Below are 17,367 nucleotides of genomic sequence, written 5' to 3' on the forward strand. Positions count from 1 at the left end.
AAATGAAAAAATATTTTCTAATACCAATTATTGTTACCTTACTTTTCACAGTAAGTTGTGATGATCAATTAGAACGTTTTCCGGTAGATAGTTTGGTTGAAGAAACCGCTTATCAGAGTGTATCTGATTTAGAATCAGGATTACGTGGAGCAATTAATAGTATAAACCGTGGAGGTGGACAAGCAAGTTTAATCGCTTTTAACTCTATCTTTACAGATAATGCTAGATTAGGTGCCGACAATGGAGGACAACAATTAAACTTGATAAACCAAATCTTAAACTCTCAAACAGGTGACCAAGGAACTTGGGGAGATAGATACAATGCTATTAACAACTTTAATCGTGTTTTAGCTGGTGCAGCTTCAATTACTCCTTCAACTGCAGATACTGATACTTACAACAATGTATTAGCTCAATGCTATGCTTTCAGAGCTTATTTACACCATGACTTATTAGTATACTATGCAGAAGATTTAATGAATGCTTCAGCTTTAGGTGTATATTACCAAAACACAGTTTCTACTACTAACTTCCCAGCTAGACAAACTGTTGGAGAAGTATTAACTGAGATCGAAAATGACCTTACGTTAGCTGCAAGCTTAATGCCTGCTAGTTCAACTGATATTAACTTTGCAACTCCAGACTTCATTACTTTCTTGAGAGCTAGAGTAGCATTATACAGTGGAGATTATACTACTGCTATTGCAAATGCAAATACAATTATTTCTCGTTTCCCATTAGCTGACCAAACTCAATATGCTGGAATGTTCAATGGAGATACTGATACAACTGAGGTAATTTTCAAATTTGACAATGTTCAAGGTAACAATGCTAGCATTGCTGGAAACTGGATCTTTACAGGTACTGGTGGAAACTTTGTTGAAATGTCAACTGGTTTGTTTGCAGCTTTTGCACCAGGCGATGTTCGTCGTTCAGTAAATCTTGATGCTGCTAGTGATCCAGGTGCTACACCTCCTTCATTAGTTATTGGAAAGTATCCTGCAGGAGCAGATACTAACTACATTAATGATTACAAAGCAATGAGAGCTTCTGAAGCTTACTTAATAAGAGCTGAGGCTAACGCTAGAAAAGCGGCTCCTGATTTCGCTGCTGCTTCTGCAGATGTTAACGCAATCAGATCTGCAAGATTTGGTACGCCTCAAACAACTTCTCCTTATACTTCTTTAAACCAAGCTATTACTGCAATTAAAGAAGAAAGTAGATTAGAGTTCTGTTTTGAAGGAAAAAGATACATCGATATCAAAAGATATAGAAACATCTTAAACGAAGGTATTACTAGAGATGCTGCTGATTGTCCAGGAGGTATCCCATGTGCAGTTCCAGTATCATCTGCGAAATTTACATTCCCAATACCTCAAGCTGAAATCAATGCAAACCCTAACGTGGTTCAGAATTCAGGATACTAATCAATAAAAAAAATAAAGTAATGAAAAAAATAGTAATACTTTTCATAGGTGCTTTGTTCATGTTCACATCATGTGAGGAAACAGAATCACCAATATATGATTCAAATACAACTGATTCTTCTCAGATTCTAGCTTACTTTAGTAGAACAAGTGCTGATTTAGGAATCTTAGTAGACCAAACAGGTCAGTTAATCGTTCCTATCGGATCTAGTACTTTATCTGGTCAAGATAGAACGGTAACTATATCTGTAGTAGCTGATGCTTCAACAGCTGATCCTGTAACGTATTCTTTACCATCTTCTGTAACAATCCCTGCAAATTCTTATTTCGGAGATTTAGTTATTGATGGTTTTGATAACGGAGTAGAAACAACTCCAGAAACATTAACTTTAAAGTTAGATAGTTTTGATAACGGTGTTGTAAGTACACAACAATTAGAAATTAGCATTTTTCAAGTATGTCCAATCCCTGCTACTTATTTAGTAGGAAATTATCTACTTACTGATTCTGATGGAAACTTTGGAGTAGATGTCCCAGTTAATTTATCTATTGATCCAGATGATGATACTGCAAGAATCTTTACTGCTGAATTCTTACCAGGAACAGGAGTTGCTAGAGATGTAGATGTTGTTCTTAACCTTAAATGTTTCTTATACATTATTGATGATGTAGATATCAACGTAACATGTCAACAAGGTGGACCAGGATTTATCATCACAGAAGCTGGAGCTAATAACTCAGCTTATGATTTAGCTGATGATACTGTTCATACTGTAAACTATACATCTGATCCATTAGGTTCTTGTGGAGCTGCGTCTACACAAAACTTCACATTAACAAAACAATAAAAAGAACAAATGAAAAAAATAATATATATACTTGTTTTAATCGTCGTAGCTAGTTGTACTAGTGACGATGGTTCTGGAAGATTTTCAAATGATCTTGAGTATGGATGGGTTCGTTTTTTCGATTTCGATACATCTGCTAACATTTCTATCTCAGATATTGACTGTCCAGATTTAGATAACCCTTTAAGTGTTATTGAAATTCCAGTACAATTAACAGCGCCTATTAATAAAAGTGATTTAAGAATTACTTATCAACTAGAAGGAGTTTCTGGTTTAAATCCAGACTCTTTTATTACACATGCTGGTATTGTATTCGTTCCTGCTGATACAAACAGAGGTACAATCAGATTAGGTGTTGATAATGATGCTGTTTACAATTCTAATGTTGTATTCAACGTAGTATTAACTTCTACAAACAGAGATGGAATTACTGTTGGATTGAGTGATGACTCAGAGCCAACTAGCTATACTGTAAATATGAATCTTTATGACTTAACTGGTACTTACGAATCTACTAGTGTTGTTGTTCCTGCATTTGGTGGAGCTGTTGCTCCTAACTTTACTGCGGAATTAACTCCAGTAGACGGAGTTGGTAACCAGTGGGAAATGGATACTGCATGGGGACCAAACTTTATTGCTTGGGCAACTGGTAATGCAGGTTTCGAAGACTCATTAGTATATGCAGCGATTGCTGAAGTTGATAACTCAGGTAATGTTACAATCACTGGAAATGATGACGAAGACGACTTTGGTGATTTTGACCTTGGTGGTAATGGAACATTCGATCGTTGTGGAGGAGTATTCACATACTCTATAAACGGTGGATTCTTCGGAGGAATTACTGTTGATGTAGTATTAGTTAGACAATAAAAAGTATCTTAATAATACATATGAAAAACCACCCAATTGGGTGGTTTTTTATTTTATATTTGTTCCATGCAAAATAATAACACACAAATTTTTGGTATCAGAGCCATTATAGAGGCTATAAACTCTGGAAGTACAATTGATAAGGTTTTCATTCAAAAAGGCCTTAGAGGTGATCTATTTAATGAATTAGACCAACTTTTACGTACTAACGCAATCAGCACTTCGTTTGTTCCGCCCGAAAAGCTAAACAGACTTACTAAAAAAAATCATCAAGGTGTTATTGCTCTTATTTCTCCTGTTGAATTTCATGATCTGGATACTTTGGTGTTAAATGTTATTGAATCAGGAAGAACTCCAAAATTTTTAATTTTAGATCAACTAAGTGATGTACGTAATTTTGGAGCTATTATCAGAACTGCTGAATGTACAGGAGTTGATGGTATCATCATTCAAAAGAAAGGTGGTGCTCCAGTCAATGCAGATGCAGTAAAAACTTCTGCTGGAGCGATTTTTAAAATGCCTATTTGTAAAGTAGATCACATTAAAGATGCTATCTATCATTTACAAAGTTCAGGAGTGCAAATAATTGCAGCTACCGAAAAAGCGGAACATACATTATATGATGTTGATTTTACAGTTCCTGTTGCTATAGTAATGGGATCAGAAGGAAAAGGAGTATCTCCTTCAGTTTTAAAAATTGTAGATCACAAAGCAAAATTACCAATGCTTGGTGAAATTGCTTCTTTAAATGTTTCTGTGGCCTGTGGTGCTTTTTTGTATGAAATTGTGCGCCAACGTAGCTAGTGCTTATTCTTCTTCTGACTCTTTAGAAGTACTTACATAAATATAATTTATTTTCATTGGAGTTGCCATCTCTGGCTTCTCCTCTACTTCATCTGGTAATGTTTCAATAAAATTACCATTTTCATCAAAATGACGCATAAAAGGATCATCTTCTGGATCAAATTCTTCTTTTTCCCAATCATAGGTTTCTTTGGTATATACAACTGGTAGAAAAACTGCTAGTAAAAAACCTGTAATGAATCCGCCTAAATGACCTTCCCAAGAAATATGTGGTTCTATAGGAAACAAATACCACAACATTCCTCCATAAATAAACATCACAATTAGCGATAAAGCAATAAATCTATAATAACGCGTGATTACACCTTTAAAAAAGATAAAACTCATTAATACATAGATAAATCCACTAGCGCCTATATGATTGGCTTCTCTTCCTATGAGCCAAGTAATGATTCCTGAACCAAATAATCCTATCAAAAAAATAGTCCAACGTTGCGATCTGTAAAAGTAAATAACAGCTGAACTTAATAAAAAAAGCGGAATTGTATTATTCCAAAGATGCCGTAGACTTCCATGAATAAACGGACTTAAGATAACACCACGTAATCCTTTAAAAGTTCTTGGGTAAACACCATAATCATTGAAACGAAATCCAAATCGAATTTCACTCCAATACACCAACCAAATCGAAAAAATAAAAATGAATGGTATCAGAAAAACTTCTGGCGTAAATACAAAAGGATGTTGTTTAGGTTTCATATAATAAGCAGTAGTCAAAAAATCAGCCAAGGTTTCATCACATGAAAAATTGTCACCTTCGTTTGAAGAACATTACTGTATTGGAAAGCTTCAACAGCGTTTGTAAAACTTTATTTTTGTAGTTGCAGTATCTTCTAAAAACTTCTCATGTATAATTTAAGGAAATCACTTATTTTTACAGCATGAATGAACCTTTAGCTGAACGCATTCGTCCGAAAACATTAGAAGAATATATAAGTCAAGAGCATCTTGTTGGTGAAAAAACGGGCGTGCTTACACGTCAAATAGAACAAGGAATTATTCCTTCTCTCCTACTTTGGGGACCGCCTGGAACAGGAAAAACAACCTTGGCTAATATTATTGCTACAACTTCGCAACGTCCATTTTATACATTAAGTGCTATTAGTTCTGGTGTAAAAGAAGTCCGTGAAGTTATTCAAAGAGCAAAACAAGAAAACGGTTTGTTCACGGCAAAAAATCCAATTCTCTTTATTGATGAAATTCACAGATTTAGTAAATCACAGCAAGATTCACTTTTAGGAGCTGTAGAAAAAGGTTGGGTTACTTTGATTGGAGCTACTACTGAGAATCCGAGTTTTGAAGTAATTCCCGCATTGCTATCTCGTTGTCAAGTATATGTATTGAATCCTTTTGGAAAAGACGATTTAGTAAAATTACTTCAACGCGCTATCAAAGAAGATATACAACTCAACAAGAAACAAATTACACTCAAAGAAACAGAAGCATTATTAAAACTCTCTGGTGGTGATGCCCGAAAATTGCTAAATATCTTTGAATTATTGATCAATTCGGAAGGAAAAGACAAAATTGTCATTACAAATGATTTGGTACTTAGTCGTGTGCAAAAAAACACAGTTTTATATGACAAAACTGGCGAACAGCATTACGATATTATTTCGGCTTTTATTAAATCTATCCGCGGAAGCGATCCAAATGCTGCTGTATATTGGCTAGCAAGAATGATTGAAGGTGGCGAAGATGTAAAGTTCATTGCGCGAAGAATGTTAATTTCTGCAAGTGAAGACATCGGAGTTGCCAATCCGACAGCATTGGTCATTGCAACAAACACGTTTCAGGCAGTTTCTATTATTGGATATCCTGAAGCACGTATCATTTTAAGTCAATGCGCAGTATATTTAGCAACATCTCCAAAAAGTAATGCTTCGTATATGGCAATTAAAAAAGCACAGGCAATTGTACGTGAAACTGGCGATTTGTCAATTCCATTACATTTAAGAAATGCGCCAACAAAGTTGATGAAAGATTTAGGATATGGAGAAAATTATAAATATTCTCATGATTACAATCATAACTTTGTTGCACAAGAATACTTACCAGATGAAATTTCAAATACTAAAATTTACGAACCTGGAAGCAGCGCACGCGAAAAAAGCATGCGAGATTTCTTAAAGAACCGTTGGAAAGATAAATATGATTATTAGAATTTAATATTCAGTACAGACTTTTTATTTCCGCCACTCGTAGCTTTAGATAGCATCCATTTTCCGTCTTCTTTGTACACAGAAGCATCTTGACCTTTTACTAAATATACGTTTGGAACGCCTGTTTTTAGTAAAATCATAACAACTTTTGGCGTACTATCAACTAACTGATATCCGTTTTCTATAGGTTGTGCATACAACACTCCATTTATGTTTGCTGGCATAGTTTTTACAGACTCTTTTACTTCAGTTATTTCCTCTACAATTTCTTCAACAGGTTCTTTTATTTCCTGCTTTGTAGGTGTAACTTTTTGTGGAGTCTCTACAATTTCTTCCACTTCTACTACTTCAACAATTTCTTCTGCTTTTGGCTGGTACGAATAATTTTTGGCTTTAATATCTTCAAAAGCTCTTCGTATCGCTTGATTGTATCCTTGCTCATAGGCTTTTATTTTAGAGCGTCCGAAAGCAGTTTCCATCACAACTTGATTAGAACAATCACGTAATATAATAGACATTTTTGTTGTAAAAATGCTTGAATCATTATTGAGGTCGGAGTACAGACCTAAACATCTATTGTCAGCCAAGTCTTTTGGGAAGTCTTCATTATCATATATCACTTTAAAACCTTCCTTTTTAAATAAATGGCGCATGAGCGTATTAACACGATATTTATCATGCTTTTTTAAGAAGTCAAATTTATAAGGAACTACAACATATTTGTAGCTATTTAAATCTTGTGAAAAACAAGAAAATGTGATCAAAAGAAAAACTACACTTGCCAAAAAACGTTTCATAAACTTCTATTTTTTCTATTTAGGCTTCCAAATTAAGAATTTTATTGGAATCCGCTACTTTTTCTCTGCTGGAAAAATATAATTAAATCCTAGTTGTAGCGAAGCATAATTGGCTTTGGCAAGATTTTGATATTCAAAAAGATTATCTGCCATGATGTAAAAATTCACATTTCCTATGTGCGATGACAAACCGACACCAACGTTTGTTTTTGAAAAGCCATCAGCTGTATACGTTATTTTTCCGCTTAAAAAACTAAATAATCTTCTGTAATAAAAAGCACTTACTGCAAATTGTGGTCTTCTTGACCTTCCAATGGCGAATAATTGCAAACCAACTTCATTTAAATAATCACCATCTTCTGCCGTGCAATTACATTCTTTCAATACTTTCTTACTATATTTATACGAAACAGAACCATTTAATTTTGGAGAACGCCATGCAACATAATTGTTTGAAATTGTATCTAGTTCGAATAAATCTTCAAAAGTATCTGAAATCTCTTGCCAATATTCATCGGCAGTTTGCCCAGATCCATTATTAGGAAATAACGGATTGATTCCTTCAAATGTATATTGACCTTTCAGCGTATAAGTTTCAACGTCTTTAGTATGATAGACAAATCCTAAGTCTTGCACGCTTCCTGTAACCGTCCATTGTTCTTTTGGGTGATAGGTGAACCCAAAATCAACACCTAAACCTAGGTTTCCTCCAAAAAGCACACGCTTGCGCAATTCTTTGATGGCTTTTGCATTCCAATCGTTTTGTCCATCATTATCCAAATCAATTAAAGAAGCATATCCAGAAGTTTGTAATTCTAAATCTAAATCGAATGTATGATTGTAAAAATTATTTGTGCCTTCGGTAGTTACAAAACTTCCACGATTGTTTGTTGATTTAAAATTGAGTAAACTCGAATAGATTTTTCCACGAAAACCATAGGTCCATTTTTTATTCAATTTTGTTGTCAATCCAACATGAAACACAGACAATAATTCACCTTTTCCATTCAAATCACTCAAATCAAATTCGCGACCTATGTTATTACGATTACCTTCATAGGCAAGAATTGCATAATCTCTTGGATAATAAAAATGTGCGTCTAATTCTTGATACAAACCGAAAGATAAATATTTATTGGGTTCATAAGAATTTCCAAAGGCAAATCCACCACTAAAAATTTCTAATTGCTGATTTATGGTGAAGTAATCATTTCGATCTAAATTATAGACAACTCTTCTCAGTTTTTCATTAAAATTGATTCCATTATCTGCAAACAAATCATACGCAGAAACACCAGAAGCTCCAGCACTAGCGTGAATGTGTGAAAGCAACGGAATTCCAACATGCCATTTATAATTTACTTCTGCACCCGGATTTAATAATAAAGACTGTGGAATATCTGTATAATTATACAGTAATTGCTTGTTTTGTGCAGTTACAAAACAAGAAACTAATAAGAATATGATACAGAGTCTTTTCAAAAAATTAGGCGTTAATTATTCGTTGTCTATTTGAAAAAATAAAGTTGCTTTGGAGCGCATTTTTATATTTCCGATACTTGAGGCATCAAGTGGAATTCCTGTTGGACTTGGAAATACGCTTAATATAAATTCAATACGTACAGTATTCTTCAACTCTTCTAATAATGCATCTTCAAATACTTCGGTATGTGTTGTGATTACTTCATTATTTCCATCAGGTATAACGCCAAACGAAAAAGCATGTGTAATTTGATCGTTTGTATCGTACATAAATACTTCTGCTCTAAAATTTCGATCAATTGAATTGGTGGTTTCAAAAAAGAATTCGGCTCTGATTAAATTATCACGAAGAAATTCATCATTAAAAATATCAAACTCCAAATCATCACTTTCTGTTACGATTGCAGTTCCTGTAGGCTCTGAAAATTGTGAAGCAGGAAAGTTAAAAAAGAGTAAACTTGATTCCAAGACAGGAGAAATTGAAATATCTTCTGCTTGCTCAAAGTCGACATCTTTTACACAGGATGCCACAATGAATAGAAATAGTAATGGAGCAATTTTTTTTAACATCAAAGAATCAGATTTTAGTTTACGTATGTATCAAATGTATTTGAAATAGAGATTTTCAATTAATTATCATTCGCTAAAAAATACAAAAGATAAGATGTTGCATGTATTTACAACACCATGAAAAAGAAATACAACTTTCCCTTCTTATAACAACTATCTATCTAAAAAAACGACGCTTTTTTATTTTTATTACAGCATTTTTTCAATTTCAGACAAGTGTCGTACAATTGGACATAGCAAATGTGTGTACTTTTTGTCAAAATCGACATGAATTGCATTCATCTTTACCTCCATTGCTCCAAGAATATCAGCTTCAAAACTATCGCCGATCATCAAAGCATTTTCTGGAGCTACATTTGCTAGCTCTAACGCATGATGAAATATTTTTGGATTTGGTTTTTTTACATGTACACTTTCAGAATCAATGATATGTTCAAAATAATCATAAATCCCAGAAGCTTTTATTTTTCGTTGTTGCACATCTCGAAAACCATTGGTAATGATATGAAGTTTATACCTTCCTTGTAAATATTGTAGCAATTCGTGCGTATGTTCAAACAGATGGTTAAAGCTTGATAAATGTGCAATGTATTGTTCTGACAAATGATTTATTAAATCATCAGAAGCTTCAAACTCAAGTACTTTAAATGTTTTTGATAATCGTTGATAACGCAATTCTTTTTTTGAAATTCTTTCCTCTCGAAACATACGCCAATATTCTAAATTGATAGGCACGTATACTTCTAAAAAATGTTCAAAATTGACAGTAACATTGCTTTCTTCGAGTATTTTTTTAAATGTTAAGGCTGAATTTTTCTCAAAATCCCAAAGTGTGTGATCTAAATCAAAGAAAATATCAGTTATCTGTTGCATTGCTGTATGTTTTTAATAAATTGATATACAATTCTTTCCAAGCTACATTGCGCTCTGAAAGCACAACATTGTGAAATACAGCTGCAAAAGTACCATTTACTTTTTGGACTTGCGTTGCCATTTTCATGATTTCGGTTGTAAATATTTCAGTGTCCAATTCACCAGTATATTGCAGGCAAAAAGGATTTACTTTTAAAGGCGTTTGAATTTCCATTCCAATATCATAGAAATAAAACGGATTGCAGGTTCCTGCACGAAATCCTATAGTATCACGATAGCCCATGGAAAAATCTTCAGAAAATTCTAAATCGATCAAGTCTCTATAAAATTGTGGCACATTGAGCATGTTGTAATGTTGTCGCGCTCGTTTTATAGGTTTGTTGATCGTCATGTTAAGTCGCTTCTTCTCTACTTTGAGTTTTTCAACATTTGTAAATGAAGCATATGATGCGAGCAAACCAACCTTGCTGTAGTCAGAAACATTTTTGATCAAGCGAATGAATACATTTTTATAGATGGATATATTGTGATCGTACGTTGCATAATCGCCAATTTGGAAAAAATAATATGCTTTGGTGTCATATTGTTTATGCAGGGCAATAAATGCTTCAAAGTTGTCGTATGGATCTTCTTTCATTCCTAACAATACCGCTGAACGATCTATGAAACGTGAAAATTTAAACCGAACAATATCTGTCATAAAACCACCAAAAGCACGAATTAATCCGCGTTTTTTGTACGCATATGCTACAGGAACATTAATAATTGGTTTGTACACAAACTGTCGTTTCTCTGGAACAACATCTGGAAATTTTTCTAGAAATATAGCTAAGAATTTTTGGCACCAAATATCAACAACGGGCAATTTGAGGAAGTCATTTTTAAAAGCTAAACTCTCTACTGCTGTATAACGTCCATGTTCATCTTTTACATATGGTAAATACTCTTCATATCTACTCAATAAATAAAAACTTGCTGCAAAAATATCATATGGAACCGTACTTTTTTCTCCAGTAGGAAAGAAACAAGGTGTTTCATCCCATTTGTGCATAGCAATATCTACTTCTCCGACGCCTTGTTCAAACAGTAAATCCTGACAACGTACAAAAAATTCATCGCCAAGTGGTTGTTTTACATATGACATTTTCACTTCATTGTGCGCAATAAAGGTTTCAATTTTTGTTGTAAAATCAACCGAAATCCCTAGTACTCGTGTAATTAAGTGTTTGAATGTATACCGTAATCTTGGCGTAATTTTCTGTGTATATACTAGCAGCATTTAGAACTCTTTTAAACTTTTTCCTCTTGCTGTTTTTCGTATGTACAATAAAGATATACATAAGTACTTAGAGCAAGTTTTCATCAGCGAAACTAAAATACTCTTTTTCTGTGATAATTAGATGATCTAATACTTTTATATCAATATTTTCGGCTCCTAATTTCAATTTCTTAGTAATCGCTTTGTCTGCAGCACTAGCTCTCAACGTTCCTGAAGGATGATTATGTGCTAAAATAATAGCAACTGCGCCAACTTCTAATGCCGTTTTTAGTACCAAACGTATATCAACTAGTGTTCCTGTAATTCCGCCTTTGCTTAGGCGTATTTTTTTAAGGATTTTGTTAGAATTGTTCAAGTAGATAATCCAGAATTCTTCATGTGGCAATTCGCCAATAATTGGTTGCATGATTTCAAACACCATTCGACTTGAAGTCACCTTTTTTCGCTCTACTTTGGTTTCTATTTGCCTGCGTTTCCCAAGTTCCAGTGCTGCAATAATTGTAATTGCTTTGACAAGTCCAACACCTTTAAACTTTTTTAGTTGTTCTGCAGACAGCTTTCCTAATTCATTCAAATTTCCACCAACTGAAGCTAGAATGCGTTTAGACAATGATACAGCACTTTCATCTTTATTTCCCAATCGAATCAGAATGGCTAATAATTCTGCATCACTTAATACTGTTTTTCCTTTGGCGGCTAATTTTTCCCTCGGTCGATCATCTTCTGACCAATATTTTATAGACTGTAAATGCGTGTCTTTCATTTTACTCAATTTGCTTAAAGCTAGCTTTTTTTTGATTAGAAACTGAGAATGAATTAATAAGCGTAGCAAAAATTGTGTAAGCGTTATTTTTTTAGTTTTATTTTTTAGTTTTAATACGATTGCAGTACCTTTAGTTCACACCTAATTTTGTATTCACACAACAAAAAACATCAACAATGAAATCTTTATTTGATCCCGAAGTACATGCTGAAATTCAAGCGAGAATAGAAAATTTAACGCCAGAATCGACAGCTTCTTGGGGAAAAATGTCTGTAGGACAAATGTGTAACCATTGTCAAATGCCTTTGGAAGTTGCTATGGAACAACGATTTTTAGGTGGTAAGAAACCTGGTTTTATGAAACGACTAGTTTTTAAATTATACAAACCATTAATGTATAATGATAAACCTTGGAGCAAAAATTTACCGACAGTTCGCGATTTTATTATTAGTGAAGATAGAGATGTAACTGCCGAGAAAACAAAACTTGCTGCATTAGTTACAGAGTTTCACCAACTCAAAGAAGTAACAGCTTGGCCAGCGCATCCTATGTTTGGAAAATTTACACCTGAGCAATGGGGAAAAATGCAATACAAACATTTAGACCATCACTTAACACAGTTTGACGTATAATGAAGTACCCTCCAAAACATCATCAAGAAACAGATTTTAATAATGTTGTTGAAACGATCAAAAAGTATCCATTAGCAACACTAATTTCTGCAAAAGACAGCAAAATCTTTACTACACACATTCCTTTAATGTACGATGCATCTTGCGGAGAGTTTGGCGCACTCATTGGACATATTGACAAATACAATCCGCATATTGAATTGCTACAAGATAATATTCCCGCGCAAGCGATATTTCATGGACCTGATTGTTATATTTCACCAAATTTATATGACAAACGTTTATTACCTACTTGGAATTATGTAAAAGTACATATTGCAGCTACAGCAACACGTATTATAGGAAACGATGCAATAATTTCATCAATAGCAAGCATGACTTCTTTTTTAGAAACTACCGACGATCCTTATATTTTAGATGAAAAAAGTCCCAAAGTACAAACCTTAGCAGATTATATTGTAGGTTTTAAATTGGAAATTACTTCTTGGGAAGGAAAATTTAAATTATCACAAGATAAGTCAGCAAAAGACAGAAACATTGCCAAAGAAGAACTGATACAAAAAAGTCGCCAAGATGTGACGACTTTTCTTAACAACATTATATAGGTAACACTAACATCTATTGAATGTACCTGAAATAAACCGCTATTTATGGCAGAAATAGCAGTTCATTTTATCGTTGTATGTTTTTTAAATTTTGAATGACACTTATTGAACTTCGTAAGATATAAGTCGTTTTTCTATGGTGTGTTCTGGATTATTTGTGAATGAAGTTGTTGTAAATACTTCTCCAATTCCTTCCTTACGATAATATTTACTTGTTCCAATAGAACGTTCACTATCTGGATCATATCTAATAAATAAATTCATCCAATAACAATCAAAATCGCCCGCAGGTGTGATTACTACTTCGCTTTCTTCTGAAAGATTAAATATTAAACGATGAGATGGGAACGTCTTCAAAACGTATTCTTCTGTATCGCCTTCTGGAGAAAAATGTATTTTCCCTCTATCGTCTATTAAATAACCTATAGAATCTCGAAAGTATGCAAAATGTTCGCCATTTGGTGAGCAAAATGCTTGATTGGATTCATTCCCAGAAGTTCTTGTGCGAAATTTAAAAAAGGTATTTCCGTTAATTTCTTCTGTATCTACAATTTTGACAGAATCAATAACATTGATATTTTCAAATTCTTCTGATTGACCTATTCTGCGTTGATGCCCATATACCCATGTATTTCCAACAGTTAAGGCATAAAAATTTTCTTCGGATTCAAGAGTAGTGTTATCATCTGAGGAACAGGAAATAAAGAATAGTGTTAGACACGCTAACAAAAGGTAATTTTTCATAATTAGTCAATTTATTAAGTTGGTAAAAAGTAATTATGAAGTATAAGTATTGGTTTTAATTGGTTCGGTTAATTCCCAAACGCAACTTTTTTTATTTTAGTGTAAATGTTGTTTAAATTCTTCAAAATCCAATCCGCCATAGTTTCCTGAACTCATCAGTAATAATGCAGTTTTTTCTAGATTTTGACTGAATAAATACTCTTTAAATTTTGCTGGATCTGTGTAAATGATTAAATCATCACGTTCAAATGCTGTTGCAATTTGTGCTTCTGTAACTTCTTCTAATTGTTTGATTTGCACTGCATGCGGCGAATAGAACACGACAGCTTTGTCTGCTGCATCTAAAGCTCCTTTGTATTCTTTTAGAAATTCTGCATTCAAACTACTATAGGTATGCAATTCTAAACAAGCAAAAACAGTTCTATCTGCATATTGCTCTTTTACTGCATTTGTTGTTGCTTTTACTTTACTTGGCGAATGTGCAAAGTCTTTATACACTACTGTGGAATTTTTCTCTGCAATTTTTTCCAAACGCTTGCTCGCACCTTTGAATGTAGAAATGGCTTCGTAAAAATCTTCTTCATCCACTCCAATATGTTGGCAAATCCATTTCGCGCCAGCTAAATTATTGAGATTGTGTTTCCCAAACACTTCAATAGGCATAAAACCATCTGGAGTTTCTAGTAAAGTTTCGCCGTTTTCAATCTTATAGCTAGGTGTTTTATAACTTAACTTACGTATTGGATTCTCAGAAGCTTCTACGACACGTACTACTTCTGCATCTTCTTCGTTGTAATTAATGCTTCCACCTTTAGTGATAGAGTCTACAAAGATTTTAAACTGTTCTACATAATTCTCATACGTAGGAAACACATTAATATGATCCCAAGCAATTCCGCTTAGCAAAGCAATATTAGGTTTGTACAAGTGAAATTTTGGTCTGCGATCAATTGGTGATGACAAATATTCGTCTCCTTCCAATACAATAAAATCATTTTCTTCTGTAAGATGCACCATCGTATCAAAACCTTCCAATTGAGCACCAACCATATAGTCTACCTTAATATCATGATAGTTTAACACATGTAAAATCATTGATGTAATGGTTGTTTTTCCATGACTTCCTCCAATCACCACACGTGTTTTATATTTTGATTGTTCGTACAAAAACTCTGGATACGAATAGATCGTAATACCTAACTCTTGCGCTTTTAGCAATTCAGGATTATCTGGTTTTGCATGCATTCCTAGAATTATAGCATCTAAATCGGCAGTAATTTTTTCAGGAAACCAACCAAACGTTTCTGGTAACAATCCTTTTGCTTCCAATCGTCCTTTAGAAGGTTCAAAAATCACATCATCACTTCCTGTGACTTGATATCCTTTGGCATGTAATGCTAAGGCTAAATTGTGCATGGCACTTCCTCCGATGGCTATAAAATGTATTCGCATGTTTTGTAGAATTCTAAAGTGTAAAGATAAACCGCTTTTTTGTTTTTTGGGAATTGTCCAATGAGTTTTTACAAAAGAAAAATAGAACATATGGTAACGACTATAAAGAAATCCACAATAAGTCGTATTTTTATATAAATGAAAAAGATGTACCGTTTTACCCTTTGTATATTATTATTCTATTGTAATTGTTCATTAAGCAACGCACAAACTACTATTGTAAAAAAAGATACTACTTGGAGTTTAATGGTTGATGAAAAACAATTTACTGTAAAAGGCGTTACGTTTGGATATGAAAATGATGTTGCCAATTATGACACTTATTTTTCAGATTTGCAATCAATTGGAGTTAATACCATTCGTACTTGGGCATCAGGAAAAAATACCGAAAAACTTTTAGATGCAGCGCAGAAATACAACATCAAAGTCATGGTTGGTATTTGGATGCGACACGGACGTCCAGGCATGGAAGATGACGATACTTTCAATTATTTAAAAGATACTGAAGGTATGGAAACTATGTATCAAAACGCAATTGATGTAGTAACAAAGTATAAGGAACATCCAGCAGTATTAACTTGGGGAATTGGAAATGAAGTATACCTCAACATCGCAACAGATGCTGAAAAAGAAGCCTATTCCAAGCTTTTAGAACGTATTTGTAGTACTATTAAAAAGATAGACAAAAATCACCCAATCACTTCTACAGAAGCATGGACTTTTGGACTCGATTGGTGGCAAAAGTATGTTCCTTCTATCGATATTTATGGTTTGAATTCCTATGGAACTGGCGCCAATTTTCTCGAAGCTGAATTAAAGAAAAGAAATATTAGCAAGCCATACATTATTACAGAGTTTAATGTTACGGGCGAATGGGATATTAAAAACGTACAAAATGGTATTAAAGTAGAGCCTTCAGATGAAGAAAAATACAGTGCTATTGTAAATGGCTATCAAAACTGGATCAAAAATAAAGCTAGCTGTCTTGGTGTATATATTTTTCATTACAGTAACGGAAAAGATCATATATCACCTTGGTTATTTACACATCACAGAGGTTCATTCCGTCCAACGTATTGGGGAATTAGAAAAGCTTATACAGGCAAAGAACCTACAAATGCAATTCCAGTAATTAATACTTTTCAATTACCTACAACAACCTTAAAAAGTGAGACATGGATTCCAGTAAATCTGGATGTAACTGATGTAGAAAATGACGATTTAGATATTCGTTTTTATTACAATCAACGAACAGGCAGTCGCAAACGTAAAGACCAAATCAACAAACTTAATTTTAGAGGTTCTTTAGCTGAAGGATTTGAAATACAAATTCCCAAAGAGCATGGCGCAGTTAAAGTCTATGTGAATGTAAAAGATACTTTTAATAATGTTGGAATTGCCTCTACAGGAATTACGGTCACAGACGAAGAAGCGAAGCATAAAAAATATTTAGTTCCCAAAACAACACTTCCGTTTTATGTATATAAAGACGGAAACGACTTGCCATACACACCAACAGGATACATGGGAAATTACCAATCAATGTCTGTTGACACTGCCTACAAAAACGATGTACACTCTGGAACTTCTTCTATTAAAATAACCTACAAAGCGCGAAGCAATTGGTACGGAATTGCCTTTGTAGATCCTAAAAACGATTGGGGCGAAAATTTAGGTGGTTATGAAATTCAAGGTGCTAAGAAATTTTCTTTTTGGGCAAAAGCAGATAGAGATGGTGTAATGGCTACCATTGGCTTTGGATTGATCGATAAAGGCAAGCCATTTCCTGATACTGCAAAAAAATCAAAAGAGATTAAACTTACTAGCGAATGGAAACAATATACTTTTAATATTAAGCGTTTAGATTTGAGTTGTATTCGTTCTGGCTTAGTCCTCTTTTCTAGTAGTTTTGGATTTCCACAAACTATTTATATTGACGACGTTCTTTTTGAGTAACTTTTTTCTTAAAAAGCTTTAAACTAATGTTAACTGAAGGAAT

17 protein-coding genes are annotated in these 17,367 nt (G+C 33.8%); 8 read left to right on the top strand and 9 right to left on the bottom strand.

The window, feature by feature from the left end; translation table 11 throughout:
• Window positions 1–2: 2 nt before the first annotated feature.
• The 4 genes from ACOQOS_RS09365 (at window position 3) to rlmB (ending at window position 3,949) form a co-directional block, all read left to right on the top strand.
• A complete protein-coding gene (locus tag ACOQOS_RS09365; RefSeq protein WP_420574702.1) occupies window positions 3–1,427 on the top strand; it encodes a RagB/SusD family nutrient uptake outer membrane protein in 1,425 nt (474 codons plus the stop codon).
• 20 nt (window positions 1,428–1,447) lie between these two features.
• Entirely contained in the window at window positions 1,448–2,275 is an 828-nt protein-coding gene (locus ACOQOS_RS09370; RefSeq protein ID WP_420574703.1) for a hypothetical protein, read from the top strand.
• A gap of 9 nt (window positions 2,276–2,284) precedes the next feature.
• Window positions 2,285–3,145 carry a hypothetical protein gene (locus tag ACOQOS_RS09375; protein ID WP_420574704.1) on the top strand — a complete coding sequence of 287 codons (861 nt, stop codon included), beginning with the start codon at window positions 2,285–2,287 and terminating at the stop codon, window positions 3,143–3,145.
• A gap of 66 nt (window positions 3,146–3,211) precedes the next feature.
• Entirely contained in the window at window positions 3,212–3,949 is a 738-nt protein-coding gene (gene rlmB, locus ACOQOS_RS09380) for a 23S rRNA (guanosine(2251)-2'-O)-methyltransferase RlmB (RefSeq protein ID WP_420574705.1), read from the top strand.
• Window positions 3,950–3,952: 3 nt separating this feature from the next.
• Here the strand turns inward: rlmB and ACOQOS_RS09385 are convergent, their stop codons facing one another.
• Window positions 3,953–4,708, bottom strand: coding sequence for a rhomboid family intramembrane serine protease (locus ACOQOS_RS09385; protein WP_420574706.1), 756 nt, complete (start codon window positions 4,706–4,708; stop codon window positions 3,953–3,955).
• Window positions 4,709–4,890: 182 nt separating this feature from the next.
• Here ACOQOS_RS09385 and ACOQOS_RS09390 point away from each other — a divergent pair, with 182 nt between their 5' ends.
• A complete protein-coding gene (locus tag ACOQOS_RS09390) occupies window positions 4,891–6,171 on the top strand; it encodes a replication-associated recombination protein A (RefSeq protein ID WP_420574707.1) in 1,281 nt (426 codons plus the stop codon).
• On the opposite strand, the gene ACOQOS_RS09395 is transcribed toward ACOQOS_RS09390, so the two are convergent.
• From ACOQOS_RS09395 to radC, 6 genes are all read right to left on the bottom strand, one after another.
• Complete coding sequence (locus ACOQOS_RS09395) at window positions 6,168–6,968, bottom strand: hypothetical protein (protein WP_420574708.1); 801 nt, start codon at window positions 6,966–6,968, stop codon at window positions 6,168–6,170. The two genes, ACOQOS_RS09390 and ACOQOS_RS09395, sit on opposite strands and share 4 nt — an antisense overlap.
• Before the next feature lie 54 nt (window positions 6,969–7,022).
• Window positions 7,023–8,450 carry a DUF5723 family protein gene (locus ACOQOS_RS09400; protein WP_420574709.1) on the bottom strand — a complete coding sequence of 476 codons (1,428 nt, stop codon included), beginning with the start codon at window positions 8,448–8,450 and terminating at the stop codon, window positions 7,023–7,025.
• A gap of 15 nt (window positions 8,451–8,465) precedes the next feature.
• Entirely contained in the window at window positions 8,466–9,020 is a 555-nt protein-coding gene (locus ACOQOS_RS09405; RefSeq protein ID WP_420574710.1) for a hypothetical protein, read from the bottom strand.
• Between the two features lie 189 nt (window positions 9,021–9,209).
• On the bottom strand, window positions 9,210–9,893 hold the full coding sequence (locus ACOQOS_RS09410; protein WP_420574711.1) for a YjjG family noncanonical pyrimidine nucleotidase: 684 nt from the start codon (window positions 9,891–9,893) through the stop codon (window positions 9,210–9,212).
• On the bottom strand, window positions 9,877–11,172 hold the full coding sequence (locus ACOQOS_RS09415; protein ID WP_420574712.1) for a polysaccharide deacetylase family protein: 1,296 nt from the start codon (window positions 11,170–11,172) through the stop codon (window positions 9,877–9,879). The genes ACOQOS_RS09410 and ACOQOS_RS09415 overlap by 17 nt, the downstream gene beginning before the upstream one ends.
• A gap of 67 nt (window positions 11,173–11,239) precedes the next feature.
• Entirely contained in the window at window positions 11,240–11,935 is a 696-nt protein-coding gene (gene radC, locus ACOQOS_RS09420) for a RadC family protein (RefSeq protein WP_420574713.1), read from the bottom strand.
• Window positions 11,936–12,111: 176 nt separating this feature from the next.
• Between radC and ACOQOS_RS09425 the strand changes: the two genes are divergently transcribed.
• Together ACOQOS_RS09425 and ACOQOS_RS09430 are read left to right on the top strand one after the other, a co-directional pair.
• Window positions 12,112–12,567 (top strand): DUF1569 domain-containing protein, encoded by a 456-nt coding sequence (locus ACOQOS_RS09425; RefSeq protein ID WP_420574714.1) that lies wholly within the window; start codon window positions 12,112–12,114, stop codon window positions 12,565–12,567.
• A complete protein-coding gene (locus ACOQOS_RS09430) occupies window positions 12,567–13,172 on the top strand; it encodes an FMN-binding negative transcriptional regulator (protein WP_420574715.1) in 606 nt (201 codons plus the stop codon). The genes ACOQOS_RS09425 and ACOQOS_RS09430 overlap by 1 nt, the downstream gene beginning before the upstream one ends.
• A 102-nt stretch (window positions 13,173–13,274) precedes the next feature.
• On the opposite strand, the gene ACOQOS_RS09435 is transcribed toward ACOQOS_RS09430, so the two are convergent.
• On the bottom strand, window positions 13,275–13,916 hold the full coding sequence (locus ACOQOS_RS09435; protein ID WP_420574716.1) for a hypothetical protein: 642 nt from the start codon (window positions 13,914–13,916) through the stop codon (window positions 13,275–13,277).
• Window positions 13,917–14,012: 96 nt separating this feature from the next.
• Window positions 14,013–15,368 (bottom strand): UDP-N-acetylmuramate--L-alanine ligase, encoded by a 1,356-nt coding sequence (locus tag ACOQOS_RS09440; protein ID WP_420574717.1) that lies wholly within the window; start codon window positions 15,366–15,368, stop codon window positions 14,013–14,015.
• A 147-nt stretch (window positions 15,369–15,515) separates the two neighbouring features.
• Between ACOQOS_RS09440 and ACOQOS_RS09445 the strand changes: the two genes are divergently transcribed.
• Complete coding sequence (locus tag ACOQOS_RS09445; protein WP_420574718.1) at window positions 15,516–17,324, top strand: glycoside hydrolase family 2 TIM barrel-domain containing protein; 1,809 nt, start codon at window positions 15,516–15,518, stop codon at window positions 17,322–17,324.
• Window positions 17,325–17,367: the final 43 nt, after the last annotated feature.

This window comes from Kordia sp. (assembly GCF_965224175.1).
Classification (GTDB): Bacteria; Bacteroidota; Bacteroidia; order Flavobacteriales; family Flavobacteriaceae; genus Kordia.

Bases quoted from the DNA above. Each gene is read 5' to 3' on its own strand.
- ACOQOS_RS09365 (WP_420574702.1), top strand. From the start codon at position 3: ATGAAAAAATATTTTCTAATACCAATTATTGTTACCTTACTTTTCACA.
- ACOQOS_RS09370 (WP_420574703.1), top strand. From the start codon at position 1,448: ATGAAAAAAATAGTAATACTTTTCATAGGTGCTTTGTTCATGTTCACA.
- ACOQOS_RS09375 (WP_420574704.1), top strand. From the start codon at position 2,285: ATGAAAAAAATAATATATATACTTGTTTTAATCGTCGTAGCTAGTTGT.
- rlmB (WP_420574705.1), top strand. From the start codon at position 3,212: ATGCAAAATAATAACACACAAATTTTTGGTATCAGAGCCATTATAGAG.
- ACOQOS_RS09385 (WP_420574706.1), bottom strand. From the start codon at position 4,708: ATGAAACCTAAACAACATCCTTTTGTATTTACGCCAGAAGTTTTTCTG.
- ACOQOS_RS09390 (WP_420574707.1), top strand. From the start codon at position 4,891: ATGAATGAACCTTTAGCTGAACGCATTCGTCCGAAAACATTAGAAGAA.
- ACOQOS_RS09395 (WP_420574708.1), bottom strand. From the start codon at position 6,968: ATGAAACGTTTTTTGGCAAGTGTAGTTTTTCTTTTGATCACATTTTCT.
- ACOQOS_RS09405 (WP_420574710.1), bottom strand. From the start codon at position 9,020: ATGTTAAAAAAAATTGCTCCATTACTATTTCTATTCATTGTGGCATCC.
- ACOQOS_RS09410 (WP_420574711.1), bottom strand. From the start codon at position 9,893: ATGCAACAGATAACTGATATTTTCTTTGATTTAGATCACACACTTTGG.
- ACOQOS_RS09415 (WP_420574712.1), bottom strand. From the start codon at position 11,172: ATGCTGCTAGTATATACACAGAAAATTACGCCAAGATTACGGTATACA.
- radC (WP_420574713.1), bottom strand. From the start codon at position 11,935: ATGAAAGACACGCATTTACAGTCTATAAAATATTGGTCAGAAGATGAT.
- ACOQOS_RS09425 (WP_420574714.1), top strand. From the start codon at position 12,112: ATGAAATCTTTATTTGATCCCGAAGTACATGCTGAAATTCAAGCGAGA.
- ACOQOS_RS09430 (WP_420574715.1), top strand. From the start codon at position 12,567: ATGAAGTACCCTCCAAAACATCATCAAGAAACAGATTTTAATAATGTT.
- ACOQOS_RS09435 (WP_420574716.1), bottom strand. From the start codon at position 13,916: ATGAAAAATTACCTTTTGTTAGCGTGTCTAACACTATTCTTTATTTCC.
- ACOQOS_RS09440 (WP_420574717.1), bottom strand. From the start codon at position 15,368: ATGCGAATACATTTTATAGCCATCGGAGGAAGTGCCATGCACAATTTA.
- ACOQOS_RS09445 (WP_420574718.1), top strand. From the start codon at position 15,516: ATGTACCGTTTTACCCTTTGTATATTATTATTCTATTGTAATTGTTCA.